Consider the following 14,532-nt stretch of genomic DNA (forward strand, 5'->3'; position numbering starts at 1 on the left):
AATGTTAGGCACGCCTACTATATCGGCGAAAGAAAACCCCGGTTGAGCGGGGTTTTCTTTTTGTCAAATTGTGCTGCTACTCGAAAGAGCCATGCCAAGCGTCCACCAGCGGACTCACATTTACTGCTGATACTTCCGGCTGCTGGTGTAGCCAAGTCTCAATGGCTTTCCGGTCAGCTTCGGTAGCAGTTCGGCGCGAATCAGTACCTACAAAGAAGTTATTGAGCCCGCCGCCCATGAGCAAATGGTTGGCTTCTACTACTTCGACCAACTTATCCCAGAAAGTGAAGTAAGCTTCGTCGCTTCCAAGCTCAGCTAAATCGAACTTCACAGAGAAGCCCATCTCCTGAAACTCCCGTAGCCGAAGCTTCTTTCGCAGCCGCTTTTTCATCTATTGAGGCTTAATACAGCTTATCGGAATCGTCAGACGGACTGGTACTGCTTGACCATCATGGTAACCAGGGCTTAACCGAGGCAGACTTCTTACGGTTGCCAGTAGTGCATTGTCAATGATGGGATTATTGCTGCTTTTCGATATTTCAGCATTTCGCACCTGTCCATCAGTACCGACTACAAATGTTACGTGGATGCCTGAATAACGAGTATCCCCGTCATCGGTAAATGCCGGTATCTGCAACCGTTTTGAAAACTCATTCACAATTCCTGTAACCCCACCACCCCCAAGCAATTGCGGCATCTTTTCCACGTAAGTGTACACATGTGTGGAATCAACAGCTTCTTTTGAAACTGGCAGTTTTTGAGCGCAGGCTGCTAGTGAAGGCACAATCAGCAGAAAGAATAAACTGAGAATCTGTTTCAGAACTGCCATTTGCTCATGCTGTTTGTTGAGCTGAATGTGTGAAGCATCTCTAACCTTTTACAATCAATCTCGATTACTCTCGCGGTAGAGATGCTTCACTGCGTTCAGCATGACGTTCTGATTGGCGGCGATACAGAAGGTTACTTCAGCAGCTCGTAGATGCCGGCGACGCCCTGGCCACCGCCCACGCAGGCCGTGACAATGCCGTACTTCTTGCCGCGCTCGCGCAACTCGTCGAAGAGTTGGATGCTGAGCTTGGCGCCGGAGCAGCCCAGCGGGTGGCCGAGGGCGATGGCGCCGCCGTTCACGTTCAGTTTCTCGGGGTCGATGCCGAGCTCGCGCACCACGGCCAGCGACTGCGAGGCGAAGGCTTCGTTCAACTCAAACAGGTCGATGTCTTCGAGTTTCAGGCCGGCTTGCTTGAGCACTTTCGGCACGGCTTTGATAGGACCCATGCCCATGATGCGCGGGTCAACGCCTTCGGTGGCGTAGTTCACCATGCGGGCGATGGGCTCCAGGTTCAGCTCCTTCACCATGCGCTCCGACATCACGAGCACGAAGGCCGCGCCGTCGGATGTCTGGGACGAGTTGCCGGCCGTGACGGTGCCGTTGGCGGCGAACACGGGGCGCAGCTTGCCCAGGGCTTCTACCGAGGTGTCGGCGCGGGGGCCTTCGTCGGTATCTACCACGTAGGAGCGGTTTTTCTTCTTACCGGTGGCCTGGTCCACGTAAGTTTCCTCTACCGTGATGGGCACGATGCTCTTGGCAAACTTGCCGGCCGCAATGGCCTTGATGGCCTTCTGATGGGAGTTATAGGAGAATTCGTCTTGGTCCTGGCGGCTGATTTTGTAGTCGTTGGCCACAGCTTCGGCGGTGAGGCCCATTCCCATGTAGTAATCCGGGTGCGCCATCGCCAGCTTGTAGTTGGGTACGGTTTTCCAACCCACGGTGGGCACCATGCTCATGCTCTCGGTGCCGCCCGCGATGATGCAGTCGGCCATGCCCGAGGAGATTTTGCCCACCGCCATGGCGATGGTCTCGACGCCGGAGCCGCAGTAGCGGTTCACAATGAGGCCGGACACGTTGATGGGCAGGGCCAGCAACGAAATCAGGCGGCCCATTTGCAGGCCCTGCTCGGCCTCAGGCACGGCGTTGCCGACGATGACATCGTCAATGCGCGTGGGGTCAAGGGCCGGCACCTGGGCCACGAGGTGTTTGATAACGGCAGCGGCGAGGTCGTCGGGCCGGGTGAAACGGAGGCCACCACGGGGGGCTTTGCCCACGGCCGTACGGTAGCCTGCTACGATATATGCGGTATTAGACATGGTCTTTATCGAATCAGAATGAATTAATTGCGCAGCGGCTTACCCGTCGTGAGAATCGACTGAATCCGCTCCAAGGTCTTGCGCTCGCCGCACAGCGACAGGAAGGCCTCACGCTCCAAGTCCAGCAGGTACTGCTCGCTCACTTCGGTAGGCGACGACAAGTCCCCGCCGCACATCACATAAGCCAGTTTGTCGGCAATGAACTGGTCGTGGGTCGAGATGTAGTTGCCCTGCTGCATGGCGTACACGCCGGTTTTGAACATGGCCAGTGCGCCTTTGCCGTGCACTTTGATGTTGGTTTTCTGCATCGGCTGGGTGTAGCCGGCATCCGCCAGGTCCAGCGCGGCCGATTTAGCGGCGGCGATAACGCGGTTGCTGTTCAGCACCACTTCATCGCCCCGGCGCAGGAAGCCCAGGTCGAAGGCCTCAGCGGCGGAGGTTGAAACCTTGGCCGTGCTGATGGTCATATAGGTGTTGCGCAACAGGTTGAATTCGGGCTCACCGTCTTCGTATTTGAGGGCGGTGCGCAGGGTCATTTCCTTGGTGCCGCCGCCGCCGGGAATCAGGCCCACGCCGAATTCCACGAGGCCGATGTAGGATTCGGCGGCTGCTACCACGCGGTCGCAGTGCAGGTTCAGCTCGCAGCCGCCGCCCAGCGTGAGGCCGTGCGGGGTGCCCACCACCGGGATGCTGCTGTAGCGCATCCGCATCATGGCCTGCTGGAACTGCTGAATCATCATGTTCAGCTCGTCGAAATCCTGGTCGAGCGCCTGCATGTAGACGAGGCCCAGGTTGGCACCGGCCGAGAAGTTCGGCGCGTCGTTGCCCACCACGAGGCCACGATAGCCGGCTTCGGCCATCTCCACACCTTTTAGCAAGCCTTGGATGACATCGGTGCCCAGCGAGTTCATCTTCGAATGGAATTCCACGTTCAGAATGCCATCGCCTAGGTCGATGACCGATGCACCGGAGTTTTTCCACAGCACTTTGCCGCTGGCCCGCAGGTTGTCGAGAATGATGAAATTCTCCACGCCCGAAATGGCCTGGTATCTCTTGCTGGCCTGGTCGTAGAACTTCCGCACGCCGTCTTCTACCTTGTAGAAGGTAGCATTGCCGGCGGCCAGCATTTCCTCTACCCACGGGGCTACGGTGCGGCTGGCCGCTTTGGCCAGGTCCACGCCGGCCTGCACACCCAGCGCATCCCAGGTTTCAAACGGGCCCAGTTCCCAGCCGAAGCCAGCGCGCAGGGCGTCGTCAATCTTATAGAGTTGGTCCGAAATTTCCGGCACGCGGTTGCTCACGTAGGCAAACAAACCGCCGAAGCTCAGGCGGTAAAACTCGCCGGCTTTGTCCTTGCCGCCCACCAGCACCTTGAAGCGGTCGGCCAGCTTCTCGATGGTTTTGGTCATTTCCAGCGTGGCGAATTTCACCTTTTGGCTCGGCTTGTACTCCAACGTGTTCAAATCCAGCGCGTGGATTTCCGACTTGCCGCCCTCCCCTTTCACTTTCTTATAGAAGCCCTGGCCAGTCTTGTCGCCCAGCCACTTGCTCTCGCCCATCTTCTTCACGAAATCGGGCAGCACGAATACGTCTTTGGCCTCGTCATCCGGCAGGCCCTGGGCCAGGCCGTTGGCCACGTTGATGGTCGTATCAAGGCCCACCACATCGGAAGTACGCAACGTGGCCGACTTCGCGTGGCCGATTACCGGGCCAGTCAGCTTATCGGTTTCCTCCACGGTTAGGCCCAGCTTCTGCATGGTTTGCATGGCGTCGAGCAGGGCCCACACGCCCACGCGGTTGGCAATGAAGCCGGGGGTGTCCTTGGCCAAAACCACTGTTTTGCCCAGGTACAAATCGCCGTAATGCTGCAGGAAATCCAGCACCTCCGGCTTGGTGTCCGGCGTCGGGATGATTTCCAGCAGCTTCAAATAGCGCGGCGGGTTGAAGAAGTGCGTGCCCGCGAAATGCTGCTTGAAATCCTCCGAGCGGCCCTCCGCCAGCAGGTGAATCGGGATGCCGCTGGTGTTGCTGGTAATGAGCGTACCCTTCTTGCGGAACTGCTCCACCCGCTCGTAGAGGCTCTTTTTGATGTCGAGGCGCTCGATAACCACCTCAATCGTCCAGTCGCAGGTGGCGATGTCCTTCAGGTTATCATCGAAGTTGCCGGTTTTGATGCGGCTGGCATCGGCCTTGCGGTAGAGCGGCGACGGGTTGGCAACGATTGCAGCCTGCAAAGCCGCATTCACAATGCGATTCTTCACCGCCGGCGCGTCGAGTTTGAGGCCCTTCTTTTCTTCGTCGGGCAGCAGCTCTTTGGGCGCGATGTCGAGCAGCAGCACCTGCACGCCGATGTTGGCGAAGTGGCAGGCAATGCGCGAGCCCATGACGCCGGAGCCGAGCACGGCCACTTTCTTGATGATTCGATTCATCCTCTTTTGGGGGTGATGAGGTGGGTGGTAATGAGTTTCTGGAAAGAATGAGAAACCGTCATGCCGGTATTGTTGAGGCATGATAGTCTATTCCATTTATTGCGAGGCTTAAGAAGCCGAAGACTCGGTACGTAACGGCTTCAGCACAAATTCTTCAAACAGGGTTTTGCCCTCAATCATGCTCGTAATCTGGGCCGCGACTTTGAAGAAAACATCCAACTGGCTCTGCGGGATTTTCTCCCGGATTTTCAGGTTGAAGTGCCGCACCGTCTGGCGCGAAACCTCTTTTTTCTCCAAGCCGAGTTCGGTCAGGAAAATGCGCACCGAGCGTTTATCCACCGAGTCGGCCTGTTTGTAAATCAAGCCTTTTTCCTCCATGCTACGCAGGATGCGGGTGAGGCTGCGGGTTTCGAGGCCCAGCAGCGGGGCGATTTTGGTGGCCGGCGTGCCGCGCTCCTGGTCGATATTGAGCAGCACGAAGCCAATGCTGGTCGTAATATCGTTTTGCGCGGCCTGGGTGTTATACATCCGCGAAATCGCGTGCCAGGCCACTTTAATGTTATAATCGACGGTTTCTTCGGGTTTCATGGGCGGGCTGATAGTGCGGTAAACTTACGAAAAATTTGTTAGGCTTGCATAACACTTAGCAAAAAAGCAGCGCGGACTTTTAGTCTGCGAATGGATTGCCCCACTCGCGGCCTAAAAGTCCGCGCTGCTTTATTTGCCTAATGGGCCGTCCGCTCGTGCGGCTCCTTCTCGGCCCGCGCATACATTCCCTCAATCGCATCCTTGTGGTTTTCGGTGATGACTTTGCGCTTCACCTTCATCGTGGGGGTCATTTCACCCGTTTCTACCGTCCACTGCTCGGGCAGAAGGGTGATTTTCTTCACTTGCTCCCATTGGGCAAAGCTTTGGTTGTACTTCTTTACGAGGCCCTCGTAGAGATCTACGATTTTTGGGTTTTTCACCAGCTCTTCGTTCGAGGCATCGGGCACGCCGTTGCGCTTGCACCAGCCTTTGAGGTCGGAGAAGGACGGAATGACCAGCGCGGCGGCAAACTTCTGGTCGGCCCCCACCACCATGGCCTGCTCGATGAGCGGGTCTTCCTTGAGCTTGCCTTCGATGACCTGCGGGGCGATGTACTTGCCGCCCGACGTTTTGAACATCTCCTTCTTACGGTCGGTGATTTTCAGAAACTTGCCGTTCACCAACTCGCCGATATCGCCGGTGTGGAACCAGCCTTCCTCGTCAAATTCCTTGGCCGTAAGCTCGGGCTGATTGTAGTATCCCTTCATCACGGAGGCCGACTTGGTCAGGATTTCGCCGTCGGCGGCGATTTTCACCTCCACATTATCGATGAGCGGGCCCACGGTGCCAATCATGTTATTCTCCGGCTCGTAGCCGCCCACAGCAATTACGGGCGAGGTCTCGGTCAGGCCGTAGCCCTCCATCACCCGGATGCCCGCCGCCCAGAACACGCGGGCCAGACGCGGCTGCAAGGCTCCGCCGCCGCTCACAATGCAGCGCAAGTTGCCGCCCAGCGCCTCGCGCCATTTATTAAAAATGAGCTTATTGGCCAGCGCCAGCTGAGTATTATAGAGAAAGCCCTGGTCTTTTTGGGTATCGTATTTCAGCCCCAAATCCAGGGCCCAGAAAAACAGGCTTTTCTTGATACCCTCCAGTTCGTGGCCCTTCTGCACGATTTTATCATACACTTTCTCCAGCAGGCGCGGCACGGTGGTAAAGATTTCGGGCTTCACCTCGCGCAGGTTGTCGGCGATGACGTCCATGTTTTCGGCGTAGTAAATACTCACGCCGTTTATCATGTACAGGTAGGTCACCATGCGCTCGAAAATGTGGCAGAGCGGCAGGAAGCTGAGCGCCTTATCTTCTTTCGTGACGGGCACGAAGCGCTGCGAGTTGCGGCAGTTGCTCAGGATGTTATCATGAGTGAGCATCACGCCTTTGGGCTGGCCGGTGGTGCCGCTGGTATAGATGAGCGTGAGCAAATCGTCGGGCTCGACGGCGGCTTTCAGCGGTTCCAGGTCGGCGGCATTCCCTTTTTTGCCAATTTCTAATAGCTCACTGAAGTGGCGGGCCCCTTCAATTTTATCGAAGGTGAAGATGTTTTCGGCGGGAATATCCAGGCCCTGCGTGGCCTCTTTCACCTTGTCGAACAGCTTTTTATCGGCCACGAACACAGCCCGCACGCCGGCATCGGTGAAGATGTACTTGTAGTCTTCAACGGTGATGCTCGGGTACATCGGCACGCTGGTGGCCCCGATTTGGGAAATGCCGAAATCGGCCATCATCCACTCCGGGCGGTTCATGCTGATAATGGCCACTTTATCGCCGCGCTTGAGGCCGAGTGACATGAGGCCCAGCGACACCAGATTGGCTTGGTCCTGTAGCTGCTGGCTGCTGATGGGCACCCATTTACCGTCGATTTTGGAGGCCAGGGCGTCGGACTTGGGCGACTCGGCAATTTGGTGGGCTAGGATATCAAAGGCGCGACGAACGTCCATGGGTGGGGTCGGATAAGGCGTATTGCGTGAAATTCAGCTTAAATAAAGCGCTTTTTTTGGGGCTACACGATGGCAGGCTAACCACATCTGTGGCATTGCTCTTACGGCTAAAAACCAAATTGACCGCGAAAACGCTCAAAAAGCCCCAAAATCCGGCTTTTTTCGGCGTAATTTTGAGCTCTAGCATTCCCGCTCCCAATGAATCTGGCCCTGTTTTTTGACCCGCTGCCGGAAACGCTGACCGAAGCCTCGCCCGCGCCTACCACGCTGGCCGCCTACGCCACCCGCTTCACCGAAACTTTTCCCGACTGGCGCACCGCCGACCTGGCCCTCATTGGCCTCGATGAGTGGCGCGGCAGCGCGGCCGGCCCGCCCAATGCCCGCCGCCACGGCCCCAACGAAGTGCGTCAGCGCTTCTACCAGCTGCAAAAAGGCTCAGGAATGCTACGCCTGGTCGACCTCGGCAACCTGCGCCCGGGCCTCACTTTGGAAGACACCTACCAGCGCCTCCGCGAAATCATCGGGGCGCTGTTGGAGGAAAATACGGTGCCCATTCTGCTCGGGGGCAGCCACGACCTAGACTACGGCCAGTTTCTGGCCTACGAAGCCCAGGACCGCACCATCAATGTAACGATAGTGGACTCGCGGCCCGATATGGCCGAGCCCGGCCCCGGCACCCCGCCCGAGGAAAGCCACCTGCGCCGCCTGCTGGTACATGAGCCCAACATCGTGTTCAGCCTGGCCCACCTCGGCCACCAGCAATACCTCACGCCGCCCGAAGTGATGGTGGCCCTCGAAAAGCTGCATTTCGATACCATGAGCGTGGGCGAGGTGCGCGCCGACCGCCGCCTGGCCGAGCCGCTGGTGCGCCAGGCCGACTTCATGAGCGTAGACATTGCCGCCATTCGCTGGCAGGACTCACCGGGCTATTACCCGGCTAACCCCTTCGGCCTGGGCAATGAGGAAGCTACGCAGCTGTGCTGGTACGCTGGTCACAACGAGCAGCTTAGCTCCTTCGGCCTCTACGGTTACCGCGCCGATGTGGACCCGAATGGCCTGGCCGCCGCCACCATCGCCACCATGCTCTGGTACTTCGTGGAAGGTTTCTATCACCGCAAGCCCGAAACCGGCTTCGGCACCTTCCGCTTCCTCACCTACACCGTGGTGCTGCCCGGCAACCCCGACAAGCTGGTGTTCTACAAGTCGCGCCGCGCCGAAAAGTGGTGGATGGAAGTGGAACGCCTCGGCGACAATGCCACTAAGCGCGTGGTGCCCTGCACGTATGAGGACTACCTGAACGCTTCGCAGGGCGACCTGCCGCAACGTTGGATTCGCTTGCAGGCGCTGTTGAGCTAGATTTCGTTGATGGAAACTTTGCCCCTACCCTCCTACACCATTCGTCAACTGGCCCTGCGGAACGGCCAGGACCGCGACGAAATCTGGGTGGCGTACCAGGGCCAGATTTACGATGTGAGCCGCTCGCGCTTGTGGCGGCGCGGCAACCACTACGAGCACTGGGCCGGCCAGGACCTGACGGCCGAACTGGACAAGGACGCGCCCCACACCGCCAACGTATTCGATAATTTCCCCGTCATTGGGGTATTGCTGTAGAACATGCTTTAGCTTGTTCACCATCTGAACTTCTTTTTTCTCTGAACATGCCAAAGCATGTTCTCCACTATGATGACCACCGAAGCGCCCTCCGAATTCAATCACCTCGAAACGCTGTCGACCACCGAGCTGCTGGCCGGCATGAATCGCCTAGACCACACCGTTCCTGATGCCGTAGCCAAAGCCCTGCCGCAAATTGAGCGGTTGGTAGAAGCTACGGTGGCCCGGCTACGCGACGGCGGGCGGCTGTTCTACATCGGGGCGGGCACCAGTGGGCGTCTGGGCGTGGTCGATGCGTCGGAGTGCCCACCTACGTTCGGGGTGCCGACCGAAATGGTGGTAGGCATCATGGCGGGTGGCGACGGGGCCATCCGGGTGGCGGTGGAAGGTGCGGAAGACGATGCTGAACAGGCCTGGAAAGACCTGCAGGCGCATAATATCACCGCGAAAGACGTGCTGGTGGGCATCGCAGCTTCGGGCCGCACGCCCTACGTCATTGGCGGGCTACAGCGGGCCCGGGCGGCCGGTTTAGCAACCGGTTGTGTGGTGTGCAACGCTGGTTCGGCAGTGGCGGCGGCAGCCGAGTTTCCGGTGGAAGTGGTGACGGGGCCGGAGTTTATCACGGGCAGCACTCGCCTGAAAGCCGGTTCGGCCCAGAAAATGACGCTCAACATGCTCACCACAGCCACTTTTATCCGCCTGGGCTACGTGCGCGGCAATAAGATGGTCGACATGAAGCTATCCAACGTGAAGCTGGTGGACCGGGGCGAACGCATGCTGATGGATGAGCTCGGCATCGGGCAAACCGAGGCGGCGGAGTTGCTCAAGCAGCACGGCAGCGTGCGCGCGGCACTGAATGCGGCCCAGCAGTAGCATATGCTTTAGCTTGTGTCTCACAGGCTTATTTTTTCGGGCGAACGATTCAGCATTTATGGCGTTTCTAGAGACGCATCAGCTATAACCGGTGCGTCCTCTGCCCTATGCACACCATCGAGCCGCACTACAACTGGATTGAGCAATATTCCGCGTCCGAAGACCCGCGTTCGCCGCTCTTCGAAGCCGAAAACAGTCTCGACACTTACACTAATACGATTTACGGCTACTACATCCACCCGCAGTGGGACAGCCTGGGGTCGGACACGCTGTTCGTCAAAATCCTCTTTGCTGATTACGAGTTAGGCATTGCCGTCCTCGAATTTATCGGCGAGTGGAATGATGCCATCGAAAACGACATCATGGAATTGAAACGGAATATCATCGATATTCTGGTGCACGAAGGCATTCGCAAGTTCATTCTCATCGGCGAAAACGTATTCAATTTCCACGGCTCCGACGATGATTATTACGAAGAATGGTACGAGGACGTGGAAGACGGCTGGATTGCGGGCATCAACTTCCAGGAGCATGTGCTGCGCGAAATGAAGCAGTACAACGTCGACAATTACGTGAACTTCGGCGGGCAGCTCGACGACCTGCCCTGGCGCACCTACGAGCCGCGCCGCCTGTTTGAAGTAGTAGATGGTTTGCTGAACCGCCGACTTGGTCTGCCCGAAACCGATTTGTAGCGTGGACTTTATAGTCCGCGTCTGGAAACGAATCACTCGCGGATTAAAAGTCCGCGCTACGGTCCAAACGCAAAAAAGCCTCTCCGTTGCCGGAGAGGCTTTTTTTTACGCTAAAGCAGCAAGAATTACTTCTTAACTTCTTCGGTCGTGGTAGTGGTGGTGGTGCCGGCAGCGGGAGCAGCAGCGTCCATTTTGTCAGCGTTGTCCTGGATGGCTTCGCCTTTGGCATCGGCCGAGTCACGTACGGCATCAGCCTTGTCTTCCATGGCATCAGCTTTGGCTTCGCCAGCTTCTTTCACGTTTTCGCCAACCTGCTCTTGTGCATCTTCTTTCTTGCTGTCGCACGACGAGAAGGTGAACGAACCGAGGGCCAGGGCGAGGAACAATACTTTTTTCATCTTGGGGTTTGTTTTAAATGTGGTTGATTTTCAAGCAACTTCTGAAGGTTTGGCCGGAGCTTAACTTCAAATTCGGGGCTTTATACCCCGACCGTAAGAAGGTAACCCGCTGCTGAAAAAAAATTGTGAAGAATGTATGAGGCCAATATAGCCTTGCTTATTTCTTGCGGAACAGGATGCCGATGGGCACGCCCGTAAAGTCAAAATGCTCGCGCATGCGGTTTTCGAGGTAGCGCACGTAGTTGGTCTGCACGTACTGCGGCAGGTTGGCGAAGAAGGCGAACACGGGGTTGTGCGTGGGCAGCTGCGTCACGTACTTGATGCGAATCATCTTGCCTTTGAGCGCGGGCGGGCCGTATTTCTCAATCTCCTTCAGCATGATGTCATTAAGCTGCGAGGTCGGGATTTTGCGGCGCTTGTTGTGGTACACTTCGATGGCCGTTTCGATGGCCTTGTGCACGCGCTGCTTGTTCAGCACCGAAATGAACACAATCGGGATGTAGGCAATCGGCGCAATCTTTTCCAGGATTTTCGCCTCGAAATCCTTGGCCGTATTGGTTTCCTTGTTCTCCACCAGGTCCCACTTGTTCACCAGAATCACGATGCCCTTGCGGTTTTTGTCGGCCAGGGTGATGATGTTCACATCCTGAGCCTCGATGCCACGGCTGGCGTCCAGCATCACGATGCAGACGTCGCACTCTTCCAAGGCGCGTAGGCTGCGCATGTTGGCGTAGAATTCCACGTCCTCGCTCACCTTGGCCTTGCGGCGCAGGCCGGCCGTATCAACTAGGATAAACTCCTTGCCGAAGGCATTGTAGCGGGCCGAAATCGAGTCGCGGGTGGTGCCGGCAATTTCCGTTACGATGCTGCGGTCTTCGCCAAGCAGCAGGTTCACGAGGCTGGATTTGCCCACGTTGGGGCGGCCCACCACGGCAATGCGTGGGATTTCCGACTCGGGCTCTTCAATGCCCGGGTCGTCGAAGTTGGCCACCACGGCATCCAGCAATTCGCCGGTGCCGTGACCGTTGGCGCTGCTGATGGCGTAGATTTCACCGTCGCCGAGGCCCAGCGAGTAGAACTCGCCCACGCCGTTGGCGCGCAGGTTGGTGTCGGCCTTGTTGGCCACCATGTAGATGGGCTTTTTGCTGATGTAGCGGCGCAGCACGTGCGCAAACTCCTCATCGAGGCCGTGCACGCCGGCTTCGGCATCTACCATGAAGAGGATAACGTCGGCCTCTTCAATGGCCAGCTTCACCTGCTTGTTGATTTCGCCCTCGAAAATATCTTCCGAATTGTGCACGTAACCGCCCGTATCAATCACGGTGAAGTTCTTGCCAATCCAGTCGCCGTAGCCGTAGTGACGGTCGCGGGTAACGCCGCTCTCGTTGTCCATGATGGCCTTGCGCTGGCCCACGAGGCGATTGAAAAGCGTGGATTTGCCCACGTTGGGCCGCCCAACGATGGCGACCGTGTTTTGCTTTGACATGATGTCTTTGCCCCAGCCGCCGACCCGACCTAGATTCGGCAGTGCCCGGGGTGTGTTAGTTATAGATGGTCGGAATATTTGTAGCGCGGACTAAAAGTCCGCGAGTAGATTACTTTAAATAACAGTTTAGTCGCGCACTAAAAGTCCGCGCTACAGGCCTATTGATACCCGAACCGGCTCAGCGCTTTGGGGTCGGTGCGCCAGTTCTCGTTCACTTTCACATACATTTCCAGAAACACTTTCTTCTGGAAAAACTTCTCCATTTCCTCGCGCGCCCAAGTGCCTACTTTCTTCAGCGCCTCGCCGCCCTGGCCGATAACGATGCCTTTCTGGGAGTTACGCTCGACGTAGATGATACCGCGAATGCGGATGATATCATCCTCTTCCTTAAACTCTTCGATAACAACTTCGCAGCTGTAGGGAATTTCTTTTTTGTAGAGCTTGAAGATTTTCTCGCGCACCATTTCGGCGGCGAAAAAGCGTTCGGGCTTGTCGGTTAGCTCGTCTTTGGGGTAGTAAGGCGGGTGGATGGGCAGGCGCTCCATCACCAGCTGTAGCACGCCGTCGGTACCGAAATGATTGAGGGCCGAGATGGGCAGCACTTCGGCGGCGTTGGGCAGCTGTTCTTTCCAGTAGGCCAGCTTGGCTTCCACTTCTTCCTGGTTGGCCTGGTCGATTTTATTGACGAGCAGAATGATGGGCGTGTCCGTCATTTTGCGCAGGCGCTCCACTACGGGTTCCTCGTCGTGCTTCTCGTAGATATCGGTCACGAAGAGCACCACGTCGGCATCTTCGAGCGACGAATACACGAAGCTCATCATGGCATTGTGCAGCTCGTATTTGGGCTGGATGATGCCGGGGGTATCAGAATAAATCAGCTGAAAATCATCGCCGTTGAGGATGCCCAGGATGCGGTGGCGCGTAGTCTGGGCCTTGCTCGTGACGATGCTGAGCCGCTCGCCCACCAACGCATTCATGAGCGTGGACTTGCCCACATTGGGCTTGCCAATGATGCTCACGAAGCCGGCGCGGTGGGGTTTAGTTTCGGGGTTCACGATGGATGGGTTTGATAATCAGGGCCGCAAAGGTACGGCTTGCGGCGCGGAAAAGCTAGGGTGGGATGGAAATCGGGCAAGTAGCAACTCGTCTGAAACCATGCCGGTTGCCAGCTGTTTGCTGGGCAAGCGCGTGTAGCGTGGACTCTGCGAGTCCGCGTTTTGGTCGAACATCCAACCACGCGCGGACTCGCAGAGTCCACGCTACACTTCCGAACTTTGCCTTAATGAATTCTCCCGCTACTCCCGGCCGCCGCATCGGCGTGCTCCTCGTCAACCTCGGCACGCCCGACTCGCCCAGCACGCCCGACGTGCGCCGCTACCTCAACGAATTCCTGACCGATGGCCGCGTGATTGACATGGCTGCCGCCATTCGATACCCGCTCTTCCAGGGCATCATCGTACCGCTACGGGCCCCGAAATCGGCTAAAATCTACCAGCAGCTCTGGGATGCCGAGCGGGGCTCGCCCCTGCTCTACCACGGGCTCGATTTGCAAGCCAAGCTGAGGGAAGTGCTGGGCAAGGACTACGTGGTGGCCTTCGGCATGCGCTACCAGAAGCCCAGCATCGAGAAGGCGCTGGAGGAGCTGCGCGATGCGGCCGTAGACCGCATCATCGTGCTGCCGCTGTTTCCGCAGTATGCGTCGGCCAGCACGGGCTCGGTGCAGGAGAAGGTGATGGACATCGTGAAAGACTGGTGGATAGTGCCGAATATCAGCTTCATCAGCACCTTTGCCGATGACCCCGGTTTCATCAGCAGCTTTGGGGCACGGGGCAAGGCCGAAATGGCCAAGCACAGCTACGACCACATCGTATTCAGCTACCACGGCATTCCGGAGCGGCACGTGCTGAAGGGCAGCTTTAAGGGCTACTGCAAGCTGGGCACCTGCTGCGCCAGCTACAATAAGAACAACCGCTACTGTTACCGGGCGCAGTGCTTCGCAACTTCGCGCCTGCTGGCCGCCGAGCTGGGCCTGCGCGACGACCAGTACACCGTCACCTTCCAGAGCCGCCTGCAAAGCCGCCTGCGCGACCCCTGGCTCCAACCCTACACCGACGAGGTTATCAAAGAATTCCCGGCCAAAGGCATTAATAATGTGCTGGCCTTCTCCCCCGCCTTCGTGGCCGACTGTTTGGAGACGACCATCGAAGTGGGCGAGGAATTTAAGGAAATGTTCGAGCAGGCCGGCGGGAAGCACTGGCAGCTGGTGCCTTCGCTGAACTCAGAGCCATACTGGGTGGAGGCCGTGGCCAATATGATTCGGCAGAATTAGGCACGTAAACAATCGAATAGCTAAAGAAGGCGCTGTTGAGCTTA

14 protein-coding genes are annotated in these 14,532 nt (G+C 57.4%); 5 read left to right on the plus strand and 9 right to left on the minus strand.

Features of this window, described 5'->3' with window-relative positions; translation table 11 throughout:
• Positions 1-76: 76 nt before the first annotated feature.
• From ACYU70_RS17540 to ACYU70_RS17565, 6 genes are all read right to left on the minus strand, one after another.
• Complete coding sequence (locus ACYU70_RS17540) at positions 77-391, minus strand: 50S ribosome-binding protein YggL (protein ID WP_342297125.1); 315 nt, start codon at positions 389-391, stop codon at positions 77-79.
• On the minus strand, positions 392-829 hold the full coding sequence (locus tag ACYU70_RS17545; protein ID WP_342297124.1) for an energy transducer TonB: 438 nt from the start codon (positions 827-829) through the stop codon (positions 392-394).
• 131 nt (positions 830-960) lie between these two features.
• The gene (locus ACYU70_RS17550) at positions 961-2,145 is read right to left on the minus strand and encodes a thiolase family protein (protein WP_201983696.1); all 1,185 of its coding nucleotides are present in this window, start codon (positions 2,143-2,145) and stop codon (positions 961-963) included.
• A gap of 23 nt (positions 2,146-2,168) precedes the next feature.
• Positions 2,169-4,574, minus strand: coding sequence for a 3-hydroxyacyl-CoA dehydrogenase/enoyl-CoA hydratase family protein (locus ACYU70_RS17555; RefSeq protein ID WP_342297121.1), 2,406 nt, complete (start codon positions 4,572-4,574; stop codon positions 2,169-2,171).
• Positions 4,575-4,682: 108 nt separating this feature from the next.
• Positions 4,683-5,162 (minus strand): MarR family winged helix-turn-helix transcriptional regulator, encoded by a 480-nt coding sequence (locus tag ACYU70_RS17560; protein ID WP_342297119.1) that lies wholly within the window; start codon positions 5,160-5,162, stop codon positions 4,683-4,685.
• Between the two features lie 137 nt (positions 5,163-5,299).
• Positions 5,300-7,099, minus strand: a complete 1,800-nt coding sequence (locus ACYU70_RS17565) for an AMP-dependent synthetase/ligase (RefSeq protein ID WP_342297117.1) — start codon at positions 7,097-7,099, stop codon at positions 5,300-5,302.
• 198 nt (positions 7,100-7,297) lie between these two features.
• Between ACYU70_RS17565 and ACYU70_RS17570 the strand changes: the two genes are divergently transcribed.
• The 4 genes from ACYU70_RS17570 to ACYU70_RS17585 all read left to right on the plus strand — a co-directional run bounded on the left by ACYU70_RS17570 (position 7,298) and on the right by ACYU70_RS17585 (position 10,275).
• On the plus strand, positions 7,298-8,455 hold the full coding sequence (locus ACYU70_RS17570) for a formimidoylglutamase (RefSeq protein ID WP_342297115.1): 1,158 nt from the start codon (positions 7,298-7,300) through the stop codon (positions 8,453-8,455).
• 9 nt (positions 8,456-8,464) lie between these two features.
• A complete protein-coding gene (locus ACYU70_RS17575) occupies positions 8,465-8,710 on the plus strand; it encodes a cytochrome b5 domain-containing protein (RefSeq protein ID WP_342297114.1) in 246 nt (81 codons plus the stop codon).
• A 72-nt stretch (positions 8,711-8,782) separates the two neighbouring features.
• Positions 8,783-9,583, plus strand: coding sequence for an N-acetylmuramic acid 6-phosphate etherase (gene murQ, locus ACYU70_RS17580; RefSeq protein WP_342297135.1), 801 nt, complete (start codon positions 8,783-8,785; stop codon positions 9,581-9,583).
• Between the two features lie 107 nt (positions 9,584-9,690).
• The gene (locus tag ACYU70_RS17585; protein WP_342297112.1) at positions 9,691-10,275 is read left to right on the plus strand and encodes a hypothetical protein; all 585 of its coding nucleotides are present in this window, start codon (positions 9,691-9,693) and stop codon (positions 10,273-10,275) included.
• Between the two features lie 125 nt (positions 10,276-10,400).
• Here ACYU70_RS17585 and ACYU70_RS17590 read toward each other — a convergent pair whose 3' ends face one another.
• From ACYU70_RS17590 to era, 3 genes are all read right to left on the minus strand, one after another.
• Entirely contained in the window at positions 10,401-10,673 is a 273-nt protein-coding gene (locus tag ACYU70_RS17590) for a hypothetical protein (RefSeq protein WP_342297110.1), read from the minus strand.
• 157 nt (positions 10,674-10,830) lie between these two features.
• Entirely contained in the window at positions 10,831-12,159 is a 1,329-nt protein-coding gene (gene der, locus ACYU70_RS17595) for a ribosome biogenesis GTPase Der (protein WP_342297109.1), read from the minus strand.
• A gap of 158 nt (positions 12,160-12,317) precedes the next feature.
• Positions 12,318-13,214 carry a GTPase Era gene (era, locus tag ACYU70_RS17600; RefSeq protein ID WP_342297107.1) on the minus strand — a complete coding sequence of 299 codons (897 nt, stop codon included), beginning with the start codon at positions 13,212-13,214 and terminating at the stop codon, positions 12,318-12,320.
• 227 nt (positions 13,215-13,441) lie between these two features.
• Between era and hemH the strand changes: the two genes are divergently transcribed.
• Complete coding sequence (gene hemH, locus ACYU70_RS17605; RefSeq protein WP_342297106.1) at positions 13,442-14,488, plus strand: ferrochelatase; 1,047 nt, start codon at positions 13,442-13,444, stop codon at positions 14,486-14,488.
• The last annotated feature ends 44 nt before the right edge of the window (positions 14,489-14,532 follow it).

This window comes from Hymenobacter segetis (assembly GCF_054776495.1).

Bases quoted from the DNA above. Each gene is read 5' to 3' on its own strand.
- ACYU70_RS17540 (WP_342297125.1), bottom strand. From the start codon at position 391: ATGAAAAAGCGGCTGCGAAAGAAGCTTCGGCTACGGGAGTTTCAGGAG.
- ACYU70_RS17565 (WP_342297117.1), bottom strand. From the start codon at position 7,099: ATGGACGTTCGTCGCGCCTTTGATATCCTAGCCCACCAAATTGCCGAG.
- murQ (WP_342297135.1), top strand. From the start codon at position 8,783: ATGACCACCGAAGCGCCCTCCGAATTCAATCACCTCGAAACGCTGTCG.
- ACYU70_RS17545 (WP_342297124.1), bottom strand. From the start codon at position 829: ATGGCAGTTCTGAAACAGATTCTCAGTTTATTCTTTCTGCTGATTGTG.
- ACYU70_RS17585 (WP_342297112.1), top strand. From the start codon at position 9,691: ATGCACACCATCGAGCCGCACTACAACTGGATTGAGCAATATTCCGCG.
- hemH (WP_342297106.1), top strand. From the start codon at position 13,442: ATGAATTCTCCCGCTACTCCCGGCCGCCGCATCGGCGTGCTCCTCGTC.
- ACYU70_RS17570 (WP_342297115.1), top strand. From the start codon at position 7,298: ATGAATCTGGCCCTGTTTTTTGACCCGCTGCCGGAAACGCTGACCGAA.
- ACYU70_RS17590 (WP_342297110.1), bottom strand. From the start codon at position 10,673: ATGAAAAAAGTATTGTTCCTCGCCCTGGCCCTCGGTTCGTTCACCTTC.
- ACYU70_RS17560 (WP_342297119.1), bottom strand. From the start codon at position 5,162: ATGAAACCCGAAGAAACCGTCGATTATAACATTAAAGTGGCCTGGCAC.
- ACYU70_RS17575 (WP_342297114.1), top strand. From the start codon at position 8,465: ATGGAAACTTTGCCCCTACCCTCCTACACCATTCGTCAACTGGCCCTG.
- ACYU70_RS17550 (WP_201983696.1), bottom strand. From the start codon at position 2,145: ATGTCTAATACCGCATATATCGTAGCAGGCTACCGTACGGCCGTGGGC.
- der (WP_342297109.1), bottom strand. From the start codon at position 12,159: ATGTCAAAGCAAAACACGGTCGCCATCGTTGGGCGGCCCAACGTGGGC.
- ACYU70_RS17555 (WP_342297121.1), bottom strand. From the start codon at position 4,574: ATGAATCGAATCATCAAGAAAGTGGCCGTGCTCGGCTCCGGCGTCATG.